11 protein-coding genes and 2 pseudogenes (1 of these 13 running past the window's edge) are annotated in these 16,256 nt (G+C 59.1%); 10 read left to right on the top strand and 3 right to left on the bottom strand.

Annotation, left to right across the window (positions count from 1 at the left end; translation table 11 throughout):
• A pseudogene (metH, locus tag J4G14_12440) lies at positions 1–1,965 on the bottom strand (methionine synthase) (it extends 1,701 nt beyond the left edge of the window).
• 157 nt (positions 1,966–2,122) lie between these two features.
• Between metH and J4G14_12435 the strand changes: the two are divergent.
• Together J4G14_12435 and ftsZ are read left to right on the top strand one after the other, a co-directional pair.
• Positions 2,123–2,419: a hypothetical protein gene (locus J4G14_12435; protein ID MCE2458600.1), complete on the top strand. Its 297-nt coding sequence runs from the start codon at positions 2,123–2,125 to the stop codon at positions 2,417–2,419.
• A complete protein-coding gene (ftsZ, locus tag J4G14_12430) occupies positions 2,400–3,509 on the top strand; it encodes a cell division protein FtsZ (GenBank protein ID MCE2458599.1) in 1,110 nt (369 codons plus the stop codon). The genes J4G14_12435 and ftsZ overlap by 20 nt, the downstream gene beginning before the upstream one ends.
• 61 nt (positions 3,510–3,570) lie before the next feature.
• Here ftsZ and J4G14_12425 read toward each other — a convergent pair whose 3' ends face one another.
• Positions 3,571–5,574, bottom strand: a complete 2,004-nt coding sequence (locus J4G14_12425; GenBank protein MCE2458598.1) for an AAA family ATPase — start codon at positions 5,572–5,574, stop codon at positions 3,571–3,573.
• Positions 5,575–5,804: 230 nt separating this feature from the next.
• The gene (locus tag J4G14_12420; GenBank protein ID MCE2458597.1) at positions 5,805–6,650 is read right to left on the bottom strand and encodes an SDR family NAD(P)-dependent oxidoreductase; all 846 of its coding nucleotides are present in this window, start codon (positions 6,648–6,650) and stop codon (positions 5,805–5,807) included.
• Between the two features lie 90 nt (positions 6,651–6,740).
• On the opposite strand from J4G14_12420, the gene J4G14_12415 reads away from it, so the two are divergent.
• The 8 genes and pseudogenes from J4G14_12415 to J4G14_12380 all read left to right on the top strand — a co-directional run bounded on the left by J4G14_12415 (position 6,741) and on the right by J4G14_12380 (position 15,841).
• Positions 6,741–7,658, top strand: a complete 918-nt coding sequence (locus J4G14_12415) for a cyclase family protein (GenBank protein MCE2458596.1) — start codon at positions 6,741–6,743, stop codon at positions 7,656–7,658.
• A 280-nt stretch (positions 7,659–7,938) separates the two neighbouring features.
• Positions 7,939–8,868: an ABC transporter ATP-binding protein gene (locus tag J4G14_12410; GenBank protein MCE2458595.1), complete on the top strand. Its 930-nt coding sequence runs from the start codon at positions 7,939–7,941 to the stop codon at positions 8,866–8,868.
• A 45-nt stretch (positions 8,869–8,913) separates the two neighbouring features.
• Positions 8,914–9,711 (top strand): ABC transporter permease, encoded by a 798-nt coding sequence (locus J4G14_12405; protein ID MCE2458594.1) that lies wholly within the window; start codon positions 8,914–8,916, stop codon positions 9,709–9,711.
• Between the two features lie 72 nt (positions 9,712–9,783).
• Positions 9,784–10,914, top strand: a complete 1,131-nt coding sequence (locus J4G14_12400; GenBank protein ID MCE2458593.1) for an aminotransferase class V-fold PLP-dependent enzyme — start codon at positions 9,784–9,786, stop codon at positions 10,912–10,914.
• 106 nt (positions 10,915–11,020) lie between these two features.
• Positions 11,021–12,568, top strand: a complete 1,548-nt coding sequence (locus J4G14_12395; GenBank protein MCE2458592.1) for a GMC family oxidoreductase N-terminal domain-containing protein — start codon at positions 11,021–11,023, stop codon at positions 12,566–12,568.
• A gap of 45 nt (positions 12,569–12,613) precedes the next feature.
• Positions 12,614–14,111: pseudogene (locus J4G14_12390) on the top strand (GMC family oxidoreductase N-terminal domain-containing protein).
• A gap of 92 nt (positions 14,112–14,203) precedes the next feature.
• Positions 14,204–15,046: a DUF3179 domain-containing protein gene (locus tag J4G14_12385; protein ID MCE2458591.1), complete on the top strand. Its 843-nt coding sequence runs from the start codon at positions 14,204–14,206 to the stop codon at positions 15,044–15,046.
• Positions 15,047–15,067: 21 nt separating this feature from the next.
• Entirely contained in the window at positions 15,068–15,841 is a 774-nt protein-coding gene (locus J4G14_12380; GenBank protein MCE2458590.1) for a DUF3179 domain-containing protein, read from the top strand.
• Positions 15,842–16,256: the final 415 nt, after the last annotated feature.

The raw sequence follows: 16,256 nt of genomic DNA, 5'->3' as shown, positions 1-16,256 counted from the left end.
CATGAGTCGTCTTCCTGCCGCTCCCTCCGTGTGCCTTCCACCGTATCGGCAATGGCCAGGAGTCTCTCCGTGGCGTCCGCTCGTCTGTTGAGGACCACGTCCTCGACGGTGTTCCTTAGAGCGGGCTCAATCTCGTCATAGACGTCCAGTTGGCCAGCGTTCACGATGCCCATGTCCATGCCGGACCTGATGGCGTGATACAGGAAGACGGAGTGGATCGCCTCCCGGACGGCATCATTCCCTCTGAAGGAGAAAGACACGTTGCTCACGCCGCCGCTCACATGCGATAGGGGAAACCTGCGTTTCAGCTCCGCAGCCGCCTCTATGAACGCGACAGCATAGGCGTTATGCTCCTCTATTCCGGTGGCTACAGCGAAGATGTTGGGGTCGAAGATGATGTCCTGCGGCTCGAAGCCCACCTGTTCGGTCAGGATGCGGAAGGAACGCTCGCAGATGGCGATCTGCCTGTCCCAGCTCGTCGAATGCCATGACGATGACTGCGGCCCCGTACCTGCGTACGGTCCGCGCCTGCCTGACGAACTCTTCCACCCCTTCTTTGAGCGAGATGGAGTTGACGACCCCCTTGCCCTGCAGGCAGCGAAGGCCCGCCTCGATCACGCTGAACCTGGAGCTGTCTACCATGATTGGTACACGGGAAATGTCCGGCTCAGCGGACAGCAGTTTCAGGTAGCGCTCCATCGCGGCCTCGGAGTCGAGCAGTCCCTCGTCCATGTTGACGTCAAGAATCTGCGCTCCGTCTTCGACCTGCTGCCTGGCGATGGCGACAGCCTCCTCGTATCGCTCCCTGCGAATCAGGCGCCTGAACCGGGCTGACCCGGTCACGTTCGCTCGCTCTCCAACGTTGACGAAGTTGCTGTCCTCCCTGATTTCAAGAGCTTCGATTCCGCTCAGGAGCGTGTTGGTGTTCTTCAGCGGCCTCTGACGTGGAGCCAGTCCTGAAACCGCATCTACGATCGCCCTGGTGTGATCAGGTGTCGAGCCGCAGCAGCTCCCAACGATGTTCGCGAGCCCACTCTCGACGTACTCCCTGAGGTTGGAGGCGATGTGTTCAGCCGACTCGTCATACTCGCCAAACTCGTTGGGGAGTCCCGCATTCGGATAGCAGGATACGAAGTGAGACGATACGTTCCCAAGCGCTGCGAGGAAAGGCCGCATCTGGTCGCTCCCCAGCGAGCAGTTGATCCCCACTGACAGCAGCGGTACATGCGTTATCGACGCATAGAACGCCTCTGCCGTCTGGCCTGAGAGATTACGCCCGCTGAGATCTACTGCTGTGAATGAGACTATGACCGGTACTCTGACACCAAGCTCATCGAAGACCGACTCTATTGCGTACAGCGCGGCCTTCGCGTTTAGTGTGTCGAACACCGTCTCAACCAGCAGGACATGAGCACCGCCGTCCAGAAGCCCTCTGACGGCCTCCGTGTACGAATCTGCCATCTCTTCGAATGTCACGTCCCTGTAGGCCGGATCGTTGACTTCGGGTGAGATCGATAGCGTCTTGTTAGTCGGGCCGATACTGCCAGCAACGAACCTGGGACGCTCAGGGCTGCGCTCGGAGTACTCGTCGGCCACCTCTCTTGCGAGGCGCGACGCCTCCCGGTTGATCTCGTACACGTGGTCTTCGAGTCCAAACTCCAACAGCCCGTAGTGCGTAGCGGTGAACGTGTTGGTGGTCAGGAAATCAGCGCCGGCATCCATGTACTGGCGCTGGGTGCTCTGAATGCGCTCAGGCTGGGTCAATACCAGGACGTCGATGCATCCCCTTAGGTCTCGGTCGTGCTGCGAGAATCTATCACCCCTGTATTCTGCCTCTTCCAGGCCGAGAGTCTGGAGCATGACTCCCCATGACCCATCCATGACCATGACGCGCTGTTCCAGGATCCGTTCGATCTCGGCAGAGCGGTCCACAATGGGAGTCGATTTAAGTGTCGCTGATGTCATGTGTTCTCTTTCAAGTTGGCTAATGCTCAACTCATTGTAAAGAACCCCAGCCTTGTACCCAACCCGCGGAGAAAGTCGCCGCTAACCTGTTGACAGTACGGGTGTTCTGTTCTAAACTGTTCTTAGAACAGGCGATCGAACGAAGGGGTACAGTGCCATGACTACTGCACAGCTTGACCTCAACAGCTCACAGATTCCAATGCCCGGACTGACGGTGGAGCCAGTCGTGCGACGCCCGGTAAGTTCCGCCAGCGTCTCTCCCGGCCAGGTAATCCAATACCACGGCAGCGTAAGGGGAGGCCCACGATTCGGGCTATATGGCACGGTGGTCGAGGCGCGGGCCCGCCAGGCCGTAGTGGATATGGGCCAGCATGGAAGGTGGCACATCCCCTATTACCTGCTCACAGTACCGCAGAACAATTACGGAGGACTAGATGCTGTTCAAGTGGCTTAATCGAACATCCGAACGAGTCGAGGAAGCTGCTTCGGGCGTCAGCATCCGTGTGGTTGGCGTCGGTGGAGGCGGAGGCAACGCAGTACGGCGTATGGCGGACGATGGCATCCACGGCGTCAGGTTCCTCGCCCTGAATACCGACATACAGGCCCTGCGGGGTCTCAGACAGGTCCAGACGTTTGCCATCGGCCCCAAGACAACAGGCGGCACCGGTTCCGGTGGACAGCCGGAGGTGGGCCGCAAGGCGATGCGCGAAAGCCAGGCACAGGTGGGAGGGCTGCTGCAGGGGGCGGATATGGTCTTCATAGCAGCCGGGATGGGTGGTGGTACCGGCACAGGTGCAGCCTCAATGGTTGCTGACCTCGCCCGCAAACAGGGGGCGTTGACGGTCGGCGTCGTTACCCAGCCGTTCGGATTCGAGGGCTCCAAGCGCCGCGCGAACGCGGACCAGGGTCTAACACGGTTGAAGCAAAAGGTCGATACGCTCATAGTCGTAGAAAACGACCGATTACTTCCGGCACTGGAAGGCCGAGTTGAACTTGAGAAGGCATTCAGACTTGCCGATGAAGTGCTGCGCCAGGGCGTCCAGGGCATCTCGGACATCGTCACGGTCAGTGGCATGATCAACGTCGACTTCGCAGATGTAAAGGCAGTTATGGCGGGTGGAGGATCGGCCTTCATGGCGATTGGTCACGGGGAGGGAAGGGATGCGGCAGCCCAGGCCGCCCGGTCTGCCCTCGCCAATCCGCTGTTCGACGCCCCGCTCGAGGGGGCCAGTGGAGTCCTGCTCAATGTGACCGGAGGGCCAGACCTAACGCTGGGCCAAGTCCACGAAGTGGCGGACATAGTCCACGAGGCGGCTGACTCAGGTGCGAATGTCATCTTTGGTGTAGTGCAGCAACGCCGGATGAAGGGCAGGGTAAGCGTTACACTGGTTGGTACTGGAATCGACTGGGAGGAGGAGCCTGTCATAGAGCAGGCCATGGAAGTGATAACGAAGAGGCGGGAGCCATTGGCTCCCGCCTCTTCTTCAGTTTCCAGGAACGGACACTCGCAAGCTGCCCTGGCTGGCACTCGGCCCCTTCTCTAGGGGAGCGGCCATGCCGCAGTTAGCTGGACTGCTCGGCGTCCTATAGTCTCAACGTCCTGGCCTAGTTGAACCCTCCGGAGACGAGAGTGGTCGAGCGGCCCGCGTCCAACCTGTGACCTGAACCGGCCCCGTTGGTGGGAAGCAGAGAGTTGATCCGCTCGAACATGCCGGCAACGCTGTCCATAGTCTCCTGGTTGATCTCTTGGCGGAGCGTCCCGTGGTTCTGTAGGAAGTGGGCCGCTGGCCTGTACGTCTCGAAGTTTCCTCCGGCGATGTTGTTCGCGCTGAAGTAACTCTTGACTCTCTCTGCGATCCTGGGATTGCTCTCCGAGATCGAGCGCAGTGTAAGCGGCTGGGGAAGCTCGTTCTTGTAGGCCGCGTTGACCAGCTTGACGTAGAATCCCGGGTCGAGCAGGTCCTCGAGATCGGCGTCCCTGACACGGGTGACTTCGACCCACTTGATCGGGCTTCTATGCGAGTCCCTGGAGACCATGACGTCGTTGATGGACTCGATGTGCGCCCGACTTGCGGGTGTCACGTCCATGAGCACTGCAAGGCTCGTGTAGTTGTCGCCGAGCAGGGATATGAACGCCGGAAGGTTCTCGGCCTTGCCGACAGGGATGATTACCCACCTTGGGTCGAGTTTCGCCCTGCCCTCGGTTGCGCAGAACTCGCCCAGAACCTGTAGGTAGATCAGGTCGGATGGTGAGTTTACCAGTAGGCAGTGCGGCGCCAGGAAGAGCGTCTCGGCCATCTGGTAGCCCAGGGCGGTCTGAAGTGGGAACACCGTGTCGCGGCTGTTCTGCAGCACGTCGTCGGTGATGACGGTGCCATATTCGTCCATGTCCTCGACGGTCCTGACGCTAGGCAGATTGTTGAGGTTGATCATGAACGGCGAGTGCGTTGTGTAAACGACCTGGTGCTTCGGAGCGAGTCGTTCGTCGATAAACCTGAGGAAGTCGTACTGGGCCATCGCGTGGAGGTTCAGTCCCGGCTCGTCCAGGAGCAGGACCATGTGACCGTTCTGCATCTCCTCGATCTCTGAGAAGTAGACGAGGAAGCTGAAGAACCAGACGAAGCCCTTGGAACGCTCGTCGAAAGGCACAGATACACGGTGCCTGTCGTTCCAGATGCGGACGTGGAGGATCGGCCCTGCATTCAGCGGGGGAGGATCGTTCGGATTGGCCTGCGAGATGTCGAACTCGACCCTGAGTTGCGTGTTCTGCCGCCAGAACTCGAAGATCTCGTCGCTGATTCCAATGGAGGCAGACTCCAGCTCGGCCTTGAGGTACTCAAAGCTCTGCTGCTGCTCCAGGTCGTCGAGGTCTGCGCCGACGAGGGAGATCAGGGCGAGGAACGTGCGGTCTGACTCGTCAAGCTCATCAGGCTCGAAGCGGCGGTCCTTGATGTCCTGTATCGAGATGCGACCTCGCATCGTGCTGTAGTTGTCGAAATACACGAACTCCGGGAGGTAACGCTCCAGGTGCTCAAGTACGATCTGCTGACGAAGGTCGTTGTTGAACCTCTTGGTCAGCTCGGAGAGCAGCACCTGTACTGCCGTCGGCTTGACCTCGAGCCCCTGCAGTCTAGTGTAGAGGTCGTCCCACTTGGTGGTGTCGCCGACGAATTGGTGGATCTCCTCCGGCAGGTTGGCACTGTCGATCACGTGCCTGATGACGGCCTCTTCATCTATGTCGACTTCCCAGGACCTCTGGTTCTTGTAGTTCTTGGAGGCAATTACCTTCGGGGACCGCAGAACACCCGGTCCGAACCGAGACTCAAGCTCAGACATCTCTTCACGAGTAAGTTTGAATTCGGCCTGGATCACTGTGTCAGGGTCGGTCTCATGGCGCCTCTTGTATCGGACGTAACCCTTCCTCGGGTAGTCCATGATGTCGAACTTGCCGTTGGCGCCCCCGACTGGATTCAGCCGTCGCAGCGCCTGCAGAAAGGCCGTCTTTCCGGACTCGTTCTTGCCGACCAGGGTAGTGACGTTGTCCAGGGAGACCCACCCGGAGTCGTCAATGCTGCGATAATTAGTAACCTTGGCTCGAGTTATGTTCATTATGCCTCCTCAGTATTGGCCGCACGGTACTTGACTAGCTCTCTGAACTCGATCGATTTGGACTCAGTCTGGCGGACTGCCCCACGCCGACCGTCCAGCTTCTATTCCCTGTGCCATGAGGAAGAATGTTCACTCTGACACCACAAGCCTGATAAAGAGGCTAATCTCTGCCCATATGCGGTTTCAAGGCATTTAATGGGTCTAGTTTTAGAACTGTTCAAAACAGTGACCTATATGAGGCTGTACCCTGAACCTTGACGGTCTATCCCCGTACCCTGGGCCTCATCTATCCAGCCAAACTCCTTGAGAATCTGCTGGCTGTACGTAACTCGCCCGGTTACGCTGTCGAGAGGTTCAGAGGCGAGAAGCAGAGCCGATTGGGCCATCAGGTCGGGATGCTCGCCGCGAGGATCGTCTATGCCTGTGACCAGGTTGTGGAACACGGTCCCTGGAGTGGGCACTACCTGGGATGGCGATACGCAGGTTACCGAGATGCCGTACTGGTACAACTCCTGCGCGAGGCCCTGGCTGAAGCGTTCCAGCGCAGCCTTCTCAGCGCCGTAGCAGGTGCCGCCCGAATTGGCAGGTACGTCTTGATACGGGCCTCTTCCGGGTCCGATTGCGGCGCCGGATGATATGTTGACGATGCTGCCGCCGCTCTCCATCATGTCGCCGATTGCCAGCTGGCTGAGAATGAACGGCGCATGGAAGTTTACGGCCCAGGAACGCATCCAGCGGCGAAGCGGATAGTCCTTGACGGGTATGAAGTAGGTCAGAGCGGCGTTGTTGACCAGTACGTCCACGCTTCCGTACGCCGCGTGTGCCTCTTCGAAGAGACGCTCGCAGTCTTCTGGAAGTGAGATGTTCACTGCAGAGGCCGTCGCCTCGCCGCCGTCTTCCCTGATGTCGGCCACGGTCTTCTCGAGGGAGCCCTCCAGGGGGTGATCTCCCTCCCTGAGCGTGCGAGCCGCCGCAACCACGCTTCCGCCCTCGGCGGCGAACAGCCTTGCTATCTCAGCACCGATGCCCCTGCTTGCTCCGGTTATTACGCATACTTTGCCGTCTAGCTTACCCATTGACTAACCTCCAGTGTTGTCCAAGTTTGATTGCACCATTATATTAGGAATCAAATTGCGGATGTTAGTTTGGATGTTGGAGGCCACGAGATGACGGAACGGCAGGTGCCGACCAAAGACGAGGTACTTTCGTACCTGAAAGATGACAGACGGTGGGGACGCTGGGGAGACCAGGGGTCTGCGGGCGCGATCAACCTCATAACCGCTGAGAAGCGTCTGGAGGCCGTTGGGCTGGTCCAGAACGGTCGGACCGTGTCGCTCAGCCGACCGTGGGCCGTCGAGCCCAGAACTGAGAACCCGCGTCCGGCTCAGCATTTCATGTCGGTCATGAACCGCCCGAACGGCGGCGGGGCCGCTATGGACTTCTACGGAGTCTTCTACCACGGAACAGCCACAACGCACATCGACGCACTGTGCCACGTGTGGGACGAGAACGGGATTTGGGACGGTAAGTCCCCCGATGAAATACTGGGATTCAATGGCGCCACGTACGGGACTGTCGACGCCTGGAGCGACGGCATTCTGACCCGGGGAGTGCTGCTGGACGTCCCGCGACACCGTGGAACAGACTATGTCACTCTCGATGCTCCGGTACATGGCTGGGAACTAGACGAGATCGCCGCCGCGCAGGGAGTCGAAATCAGGCCAGGTGACGCCGTCATGGTGTACAGCGGTCGTGAGGCATATGCGGCAGAGCACGGCGGCAACTGGGCCGGAGAACCGGCCCGTCCGGGTCTTCATGCCTCCTGCCTCAGGTTCGTGCGAGACGCGGATATTTCGATACTTGGCTGGGACATGATGGACGCTGCTCCCAATGAGTATGACATTCCCTGGTCGGTACACGGCGTCATATTTGCCTATGGCGTTGCACTGCTGGACAACTCGCTGCTGGAGCCCCTGGCCAATGCGTGCGCCGAGGAGGGAAGGCACGAGTTCATGCTGACGATCAACCCACTGAACGTGGTGGGTGGCACGGGATCGCCCGTCAATCCGATTGCTGTGTTCTGAGGTAGTACCTCGCTGCGGATAATGTGACTGTATGGTAGGCAGTGTTTTCACCCTCACCCCAACCCTCTCCCTGAGGGAGAGGGGGTCTGTTGGTAGTACTCATGCCTATCTGTTTACCTTTACATACCCTTGTCAGCCTCCGGACTAAGTCGGGGCAGGCTCAGAGGGAGAGGTGACTTCAGATTCCGTAGGAGGCACCCACCAGATTGACACAGCTTCTTGTCTGCGAGTCGCTGTTGAATTGACTGGGGAACGTGGCTAACCTTTAACCAGGTGATTAATGCAGCATTCCCCAGCTATTCGCGCCGAGAGCCTCTTCAAGCGCTTCGGCGACTTCACAGCAGTCAACGGGATAGATTTTCAGATTCAGCGTGGCGAGTGCTTCGGCTTCCTGGGTCCCAATGGAGCCGGCAAGACCTCCACGATGAGGATGATCTCGTGCGTCTCCCCGGTGTCGTCAGGCACTCTGAACGTCTACGACATGGATGTTCGGAGCAGCCAGCGTGACGTCAAGAAGGTTCTGGGCGTCGTGTCCCAGGCAGACAGCCTGGACCCGGACCTAAACGTTATGCAGAACCTGCTCTCGTACGGCAGGTTCTTCAACCTAAACTCGGACGTTGCGAGAGACCGGGCTCTTGAGGGCCTCGAGCTGTTTCAGCTCGCCGACAGGGCGAATGCCATGCCGGACCATCTTTCCGGCGGCATGAGGCGGCGGCTGCTCATCGCCCGGGCGCTCATGAATGAGCCACGCATCCTAGTTCTGGATGAACCAACCACCGGACTGGATCCCCAGGCCCGACTTCTTGTGTGGGACAAGCTCAATCTGTTGAAGTCCCGTGGCATCACCATGCTGCTCACGACTCACTACATGGACGAGGCGGCCCACCTGTGCGACAGGCTCGTTGTGATCGACCACGGCGAAGTTCTCGAAGAAGGCACTCCTGCTGAGATGATCCGGTCCCACGTGGGTGACATCGTGTTTGAGTTGAGGGTCAGTCACACCGACAAGGCTGGGCTGATCGAGTGGCTGAACGTCTCCGGCATAGATGGTCACATCGAAGACCGTGCCGACTCTGTCCTCGTCTACCCTCGTAACGGCTCGCTTTCCCTGGATGACCTGCCAGTCGATGGCTACCAGGTTACCCGCAGGCCCGGCAATCTCGAGGACGTGTTTCTGCGGCTGACCGGACGTGGTCTGAGAGAGGGCTGAACTGACAGGGTTGTACACACTTAAACGCGCACCGACGCCTGTTTCATGACCGTTCTGCAGGCCGTAGTTCCAGCGATTCAGAGAACGCCTGTCTGGGGCGGGTGGCGCGTGTGGCAACGCAACCGAGACGCGGTGCTTCGCGCCTGGAAGGTCGAGTTCGGCGGCGTACTTGTGGAGCCGTTCATCCTGCTCTTCGCGATGGGATTCGGACTGGGACCGTACATAGGCAACATGGGCGACCTCACCTATGCGGAGTTCATCGCAGGGGGGGTGCTGGCGAGCTACGCGATGTTCCATGCGACTTTCGACGCCACCTACGGCGCATATCTCCGCATGGAGAGTCATCACATATACGAAGCCATGCTGTTTACTCCCGTGGAGCCTCGTGACATCGTGCTCGGCGAGGTGATGTGGGGAGCGACCCGCTCCGTCATATCTGCATCGGCGGTTCTTGTAGCGGCGACAGCCTTTGGACTCGTCCTCTCTCCGTGGGCGATTCTCGCCATCCCGGTCGCCTACCTGATCGGTCTGACATTCGCCTCCCTGGCCATGGTTCTCACTGCCACAGCTACAACAATCGGGGCAATGAACAACTTCTTCACGCTGTTCCTGATGCCGATGTTCTACCTGAGCGGGACGTTCTTCCCGCTTGAGCGTCTGCCAATCGTTGCCCAGGAACTTGCGTGGCTTCTGCCGCTGACCCCTGCCACGAGCCTCGTCAGGGGACTCATGACGGGCCAAATCACCCCGTGGATGTTTGCGTGGGCAGCGGAGTTGTTCGTTTTCGCCGTCGCGTCACTGTTCCTGGCCTCTTTCTTCATGCGCAGGAGACTGCTCAAGTAAAACGCGGGTGTGCATCGCGTGACTGTGAGATATAATCGGCCCGAAAACGCCAAGAGCCACTGAGGAGCCAAGATGGTATTCAGCGAAGGGTCCGATATCTACCGCACACTCGGGGTCAGTCCAGCAATCGTCGCCTCCGGGTCGACCACCGCATACGGCGGAAGCAAGTTGAGGCCGGAAGTCCTCGACTCAATGGAGAAGGCGTCCAGGACCATGGTCAACATGGACGACCTGAACGTCGCCGCGGGTAAGGTGATCGCGGAAGTAACAGGCGCCGAAGCGGGGCTCGTCACTTCGGGCTCTGCGGGAGGGCTGGTGCTCCAGGCTGCTGCGGTCATGGCCGGCAGCGATCCAGCAAGCATGGCCAAGCTGCCCAAGTCTGATGGTCTCAAGAACGAGATCGTCATGCACATGAGCCACAGGTTCCCGTACGACCAGTGCTATACCGCGACTGGGGCGACTATCGTAAACATTGGCGATGGACGACGCTGCCACCCATGGGAGCTCGAGGCTGCCATCAACGAAAACACGGCAGCGGTTGCGTACCTGTTCTCCGGTTTCGTGAGTCGTCGGGCTCTCCCGCTCGAACAGGTCGTCGAGATGGCACACGCTCATGACGTGCCGGTAATTGTCGATGCCGCGTCGTACTTGCCGCCAAGGGCCAATCTCCGCCGCTTCATAGACGCTGGCGCTGATATGGTCCAGTTCTCAGGAGGCAAGGCTGTTCGGGGACCGCAGGGCACGGGCATTCTCGCCGGCCGGGCCGACCTCATCGAAGCGGCTTACGCCAATGCCAGCCCCCACCAGTTCATCGGACGGGGCATGAAGGTAGCCAAAGAGGAGATCATAGGTCTGGTCGAGGCGTTGCAGATTTTCGCTGATGAAGACGAGGACGCAGAGAACCGCCGCTTCTCCGAGATGTGTCAGCAGGTCGTGGATGCTCTTATCGAAACGCCCGGCCTTGAGGTATCGGTCGAACACGATGAGTGGGACTACCTGACTCCCGTCGCGGTCATGCGCTTCACCCGTGACTGGCGTGGCCCGTCTCGTGATGAAGTCAACGACATGATGGCTGTAGGCGACCCGCCCGTCTACCTTCACAACATCCACAATCCGGATGAGCTAGCGGTCGATCCCTTCAACCTCGACGACCAGGAGCTCGAGACCGTAATTCGTCGGCTGCGAGAGGTTATGCTCGGCTGAAGTGAGGATTGGTGGTCGCGTCTTCCGTGTGATTCAACGGACATAGACCCTGACTAGCCAGTGATGCCTCCCTAACGACCTCATAACACCACTGAGGAGTCCTGTCATGAAGTACGACTACATAGTCATCGGAGCCGGTTCTGCGGGAGCGATTCTGGCAACCAGGCTGACGGAAGACCCTTCCAAGTCGGTGCTGCTTCTCGAGGCTGGTCCCGACTACGCTGAGATGGAAGACCTTCCAGACGAGGTCCGCTACGGCTACGCCACGGCCACCGACATCATGACCAGCGATCACAACTGGCAGTTCACAGGGCGTGCCACGGACGAGGCCGAACCGATGCTCGTCCCCAGGGGCAAGGTCACCGGAGGCTCCTCAGCCATAAACGGTCAGATCTTCCTCAGGGGAGTACCTGAGGACTATGACACCTGGAAGTCCTGGGGAAACGATGAGTGGGGGTTCGAGGACTGCCTTCCATTCTTCCGCAAGCTGGAGACTGACACGACATTCTCGGACGACTTCCACGGCACTGACGGACCGATCATCTGTCACAGGTTCCAGGAAGAGGCCTGGCAGCCCGTTTCTCATGCGTTCTACCAGTCCTGCATGGAATACGGCTTTGAAGACTGCCCGGACCACAACAACCCCGACTCGACAGGCGTTGGGCCTCTGCCCCTGAACAACCCCAACGGCATCCGGTGGAGCACCAACCTCGGATACCTGAGCCTGTCACGGCACAGGTTGAACCTGACGATACGTGCCAACTGCGTGGTGCATCGAATAGAGTTTGACGGCAACCGTGCCACCGGTGTCGTCGTCGAGAGCGGTGGGGAGACATTCACCGTCGAAGGCGACGAGATCATTCTCAGCGCTGGAGCGGTCGGCTCTCCGCAGATACTGTTGCTGTCCGGTGTCGGACCGGCTGACCACCTCAATGAGGTTGGGATTCCCGTAGTTCACGACCTGCCCGGTGTAGGCCAGAACCTGCGGGACCATCCGCTGGTTTACGTTACGTGGAGGGCGAAGCCCGAGCACGAGTTCGACCTCGACGGGCCGCGAATGCAGTTTGGCCTGCGCTACACAGCCACCGGCTCCGATCTGCGAAACGACATGATCGTCTACATGAACAGCTTCGCCACGGAGCGGGTGAACCGGGGCGGCAATCGTATGGAGCCTGTTGGGATCCGCATGATTATCGGGCTCGACCTCGAGGTCGGTTCGGGCGAGTTGAAGCTGCAATCGGCAGACCCTCACGAGCAGCCTCTTCTCGACTATAACTACTTCACCGAGGAGTTCGACCGGGAACGAATGCGCGAGGCGGTGCGAGTGTGCGTACAGCTTGGTGAGCACGAGGCGTGGAGCGCCATCCTGGACGAGCGAGTCGAGCCGCCTGACGAAGCCCTGGAGTCAGATGACGAGCTCGATGCCTGGATGATGCGTGAGGTCACCACAGGCCACCACATCTCCTGTACGAACAAGATGGGGCCAGCTTCCGACGCTATGGCCGTCGTTGACCAGCACGGAAAAGTTCACGGTCTCGAGGGTATCCGCGTTGCGGACGCATCGATAATGCCGGACTGTGTTCGTGCCAACATCAACGTGACCACGATGATGATCGGCGAGAAGATCGCAGACGTCGTTCAGCAGGGCAGCTAGCACAGGTAGGCAGATCGTCCGGAGATCAGCCAGAGGTACTCTGAAGTGAACTACGACCACATCATTGTAGGGTCCGGATCGGGTGGCGGTGCATTGGCCACAAGGCTCTCGGAAGACCCGGATCGTTCAGTACTGCTTCTTGAAGCAGGGGTGGACTACCCGGACTTCGACACCATCCCCGACGACCTGAAGTACGGCTGGGGGTCTGGCACCGACTTTGTCGTGGAAGACCGTCACAACTGGCAGTTCACCGGCCGGGCGACAGAGTTGAACCCGACCATGGACGTACCTCGTGGCAAAGTGACCGGCGGCACCAGTGCGATCAATGGGCAGGTCTTCCTGCGTCCCGTCGCGGCTGACTTCGACTATTGGACTTCCATTGGCAATGACGAGTGGACCTACGAGGACACGCTCCCGTTCCTGCGCCGGATGGAAACGGACACCGATTTCTCAGACGACTACCACGGTTCTGACGGCCCCATAATAGTGCGACGGCATAGCCTGGACTCTCTCCAGGCGGAGCCTGGACCTGGGGTTTCCTGAAAACCCCGATCACAATCACCCTGACGCAGAGGGCGTTGGTCCCTATCCACTGAACAATCCTGGGGGCGTTCGCTGGAGTACCGCGATCGGATACCTGAGTATGGCGCGCCACCGCCTGAACCTGACGATCAGGCCCAACTGCTTCGTGCGACGGGTGTTGTTCGAAGGACGCAAGGCAGTGGGCGTGGAAGTGGAGAGCGGAGACGAGCTGTTCAGCGTTTACGGAGACGAGATCATCCTGAGCGCCGGGCCTATCGTGTCACCGCAGCTACTGATGCTGTCCGGCATCGGTCCTGCAGACCACCTCTCGGAATTTGGCATCGGAGTGATTCACGACTCGCCCGGGGTTGGCAACGGTCTGCGCGATCATCCGTCCGTGCCGATGATGTGGAATGCGTTGCCGCACGTTCCGCCACCTCCTCAGGAGGTCGGACCCCAGAAAGTGGCCCTCAGGTATACGGCTCCCGGCTCGCACCTGACCAACGACATGATCACTGTCATGCGCTTCCGCAAGGAAGGTCACATGCTGCTGATGAGCGTGGGAGTCTATCTGGCGGTAGGGCAGGGGAGTCTGAAGCTCCAGTCTGCCGATCCGCACGTGCAGCCTCTTCTCAACTACAATTTCCTTTCGGAGGATTTCGACAGGCAGAGGATGCGAGACGGGGTCAGACTGTGCCTCGACATGGTCGCCCACTCGGAGTTCCAGAACATTGCCGGCCCGCTGGTTTCACCCTCGGAGGCCGACCTTGCATCAGACGACGCGCTAGACCAGTGGATGCTCCGCAACGTGAGCACCATGCATCACATCTCGTGTACTGCCAAGATGGGACCGGACTCGGACCCGATGGCGGTCGTCGATCAACACGGTCGGGTGAAGGGTGTCGAGAATCTGCGGATAGTCGACGGCTCGATCCTCCCGGACTGCCCAAGGTCGAATACCAATGTGCCCATCATGATGCTGGCCGAGCGCATCTCGGACTGGATCAAGGCTGGGCAATAGCACACAAAGAGCTTTCCTCTGCATCACTGCACGTCTCATCTAAGGATCGTGGTCTGTACGTATCTTAGGGTGAGCGCTAAAGGGAGCTGTTAATGACCCGAATCATCGCAACCACACTTGCTGCGACCGCGATTGTCCTTGTATTGGCATGTGGGACATCAGAGCCCGTCGAATCTCCACCTTCCCCATCGCCACTTGCAGCGGAACTTCCGACCGCGGCTCCGACTGAGGAGCCCGCAACCCCTACCTCCGAGCCAGCCGCGACGGCAACGTCACCTCCGGATTCGACACCGACGACGGTTGCCGTGGCCACGTCGCTCCCTGCTGATACTCCCACTCCTGCCGGTTATGACTCCAACGCAGCCATGTACGATATCTTCCCGGCGTTCTCCCTCGTCCCATCCGATCTCGATGAGATACTGGACGAGGTCGTCGCTGAGAATGACCAGTCCCTCGTACCCTTCCTGGTGGAGATATTGCGGTTCATGCCGTCCAGTAGGTCGTACGAACTCATTGGGCAGGCGCTCAGAGATCTGACCGGTCAGGACTTTGCCAGCGAAGATTGGGACGCTTGGATGGACTGGGCGGGCCAGAACAGCGACAAGTACGAGCCTCCTTCAGAATACGCCACATGGAAGTCGGGCATGTATGCGGCCATAGATCCTAGAATCGCGCAATTCATACGCCCTGCCAAGGAATTCTCGAGAATAGACCTGACTGAGGTGGTGTGGGGTGGAGTCCGCACTGATGGCATCCCTGACATCAGGAATCCTCGCTCCTTGACGCCCGCTGAGGCCGACTACATGGAGCCCGGCGACAGGGTATTCGGCGTACATATCAACGGCGAGAGCAGAGCGTACCCCCTACGCATAGTCAATGCCCACGAGATGGTCAACGACACGTTAGGAGGGGAACCGATCTCGCTGATGTGGTGAACGCTCTGCGGAACCGGAATCGTGTATTCCGGGAAGATAGATGGAGAGACCACCACCTTTGGAACGTCAGGACTGCTGTATCGCTCCAACAAACTGATGTATGACCGGCTCACCAATACACTATGGAGTTCCCTGGTTGGCAGGCCGGTAATCGGCAAGCTGGCGATGAGGGACGACCTGGTCCTGGACTACTTCCCCGTCGCTCTGACTACCTGGCAGGAGTGGCTGGAAGAGCACCCGAACACAAGCGTCATTTCAACCGAAACTGGCTACTACACGCCCAGGATGTACCAGCCTGAGTCCGATACCAGGTCCATCTACTACTCGTACCGGATCGACCCTGGCACCATGTTCCCGGTGTGGAACCGGGACGATCGTCTCGAAGTGAAAGACGAGGTATTGGCCCTCAGCGAAGGTGATAGCCACAAGGCGTTCCCGATAGACGACCTGAACCAGGTGAGACTGGTCAACGACACCATCGGCGAAACTGAGATCGTCATTCTGGCGTCATCAATATCGTCTGACGCACGCGTCTTCGAGCGTGATGGCAGGCAGTTCGCCTTGAATCCAGACAAGCAGTCAGCCGTCATTCCGCAGACGGTAGTTGACGACGAGGGACAGGTCTGGCAGGTGTCGGATACGGGTCTGACGGGCCCGGGTGGAGAGACACTGGAAAGACTACCGTCGTACGTCTCTTTCTGGTTCGGCTGGTATGCCTTCCACCCCGACACGTTGCTGTATGAGGCGCAATCAGTTGGTTCGCTGACTGAGAGGCAAGAAGAAAGGTACTGCTGAACGTATCTCAGACTGGGTAAAGGTCGGGCAATAGCACAAAAGAGACCTCAGTATGCATTACTGCAAACCTCATCTGGGGATCGTTCGTTGTTCCTCCCTGGGACGAGGGTAAAAGGTAGCTCCTTGTGACCCGACTTATCGCAGCTTCACTAGTTGCGGCCGTCGTCGTCATTGGCTTTGCCTGCGGAGGATCAGGGCCAGTTGAGTCTCCGCCACTGCCCTCTCCTATGGCGATGGAACGTCCGACGGTGGCTCTGACGGAGGAGCCCGCGACTCCTATGAGCCAGTGCCGACAGTAACGTCACTCCCGGCTCCCATACCGACGCCGGTTGTCGCAGATGCTCCTATTGTTTTCAAGTGGCTATATGGGAGGGCTTCCGGATGATCGAGTAGACTTCTCGGGCCACGTAGCGTT

It is taken from the genome of Dehalococcoidia bacterium (assembly GCA_021295915.1).
Lineage (GTDB): Bacteria > Chloroflexota > Dehalococcoidia > Lucifugimonadales > UBA1123 > VXRN01.
This window is presented reverse-complemented; position numbering and strand designations above follow the sequence as displayed.

Bases quoted from the DNA above. Each gene is read 5' to 3' on its own strand.
- J4G14_12435 (MCE2458600.1), top strand. From the start codon at position 2,123: ATGACTACTGCACAGCTTGACCTCAACAGCTCACAGATTCCAATGCCC.
- ftsZ (MCE2458599.1), top strand. From the start codon at position 2,400: ATGCTGTTCAAGTGGCTTAATCGAACATCCGAACGAGTCGAGGAAGCT.
- J4G14_12425 (MCE2458598.1), bottom strand. From the start codon at position 5,574: ATGAACATAACTCGAGCCAAGGTTACTAATTATCGCAGCATTGACGAC.
- J4G14_12420 (MCE2458597.1), bottom strand. From the start codon at position 6,650: ATGGGTAAGCTAGACGGCAAAGTATGCGTAATAACCGGAGCAAGCAGG.
- J4G14_12415 (MCE2458596.1), top strand. From the start codon at position 6,741: ATGACGGAACGGCAGGTGCCGACCAAAGACGAGGTACTTTCGTACCTG.
- J4G14_12410 (MCE2458595.1), top strand. From the start codon at position 7,939: ATGCAGCATTCCCCAGCTATTCGCGCCGAGAGCCTCTTCAAGCGCTTC.
- J4G14_12405 (MCE2458594.1), top strand. From the start codon at position 8,914: ATGACCGTTCTGCAGGCCGTAGTTCCAGCGATTCAGAGAACGCCTGTC.
- J4G14_12400 (MCE2458593.1), top strand. From the start codon at position 9,784: ATGGTATTCAGCGAAGGGTCCGATATCTACCGCACACTCGGGGTCAGT.
- J4G14_12395 (MCE2458592.1), top strand. From the start codon at position 11,021: ATGAAGTACGACTACATAGTCATCGGAGCCGGTTCTGCGGGAGCGATT.
- J4G14_12385 (MCE2458591.1), top strand. From the start codon at position 14,204: ATGACCCGAATCATCGCAACCACACTTGCTGCGACCGCGATTGTCCTT.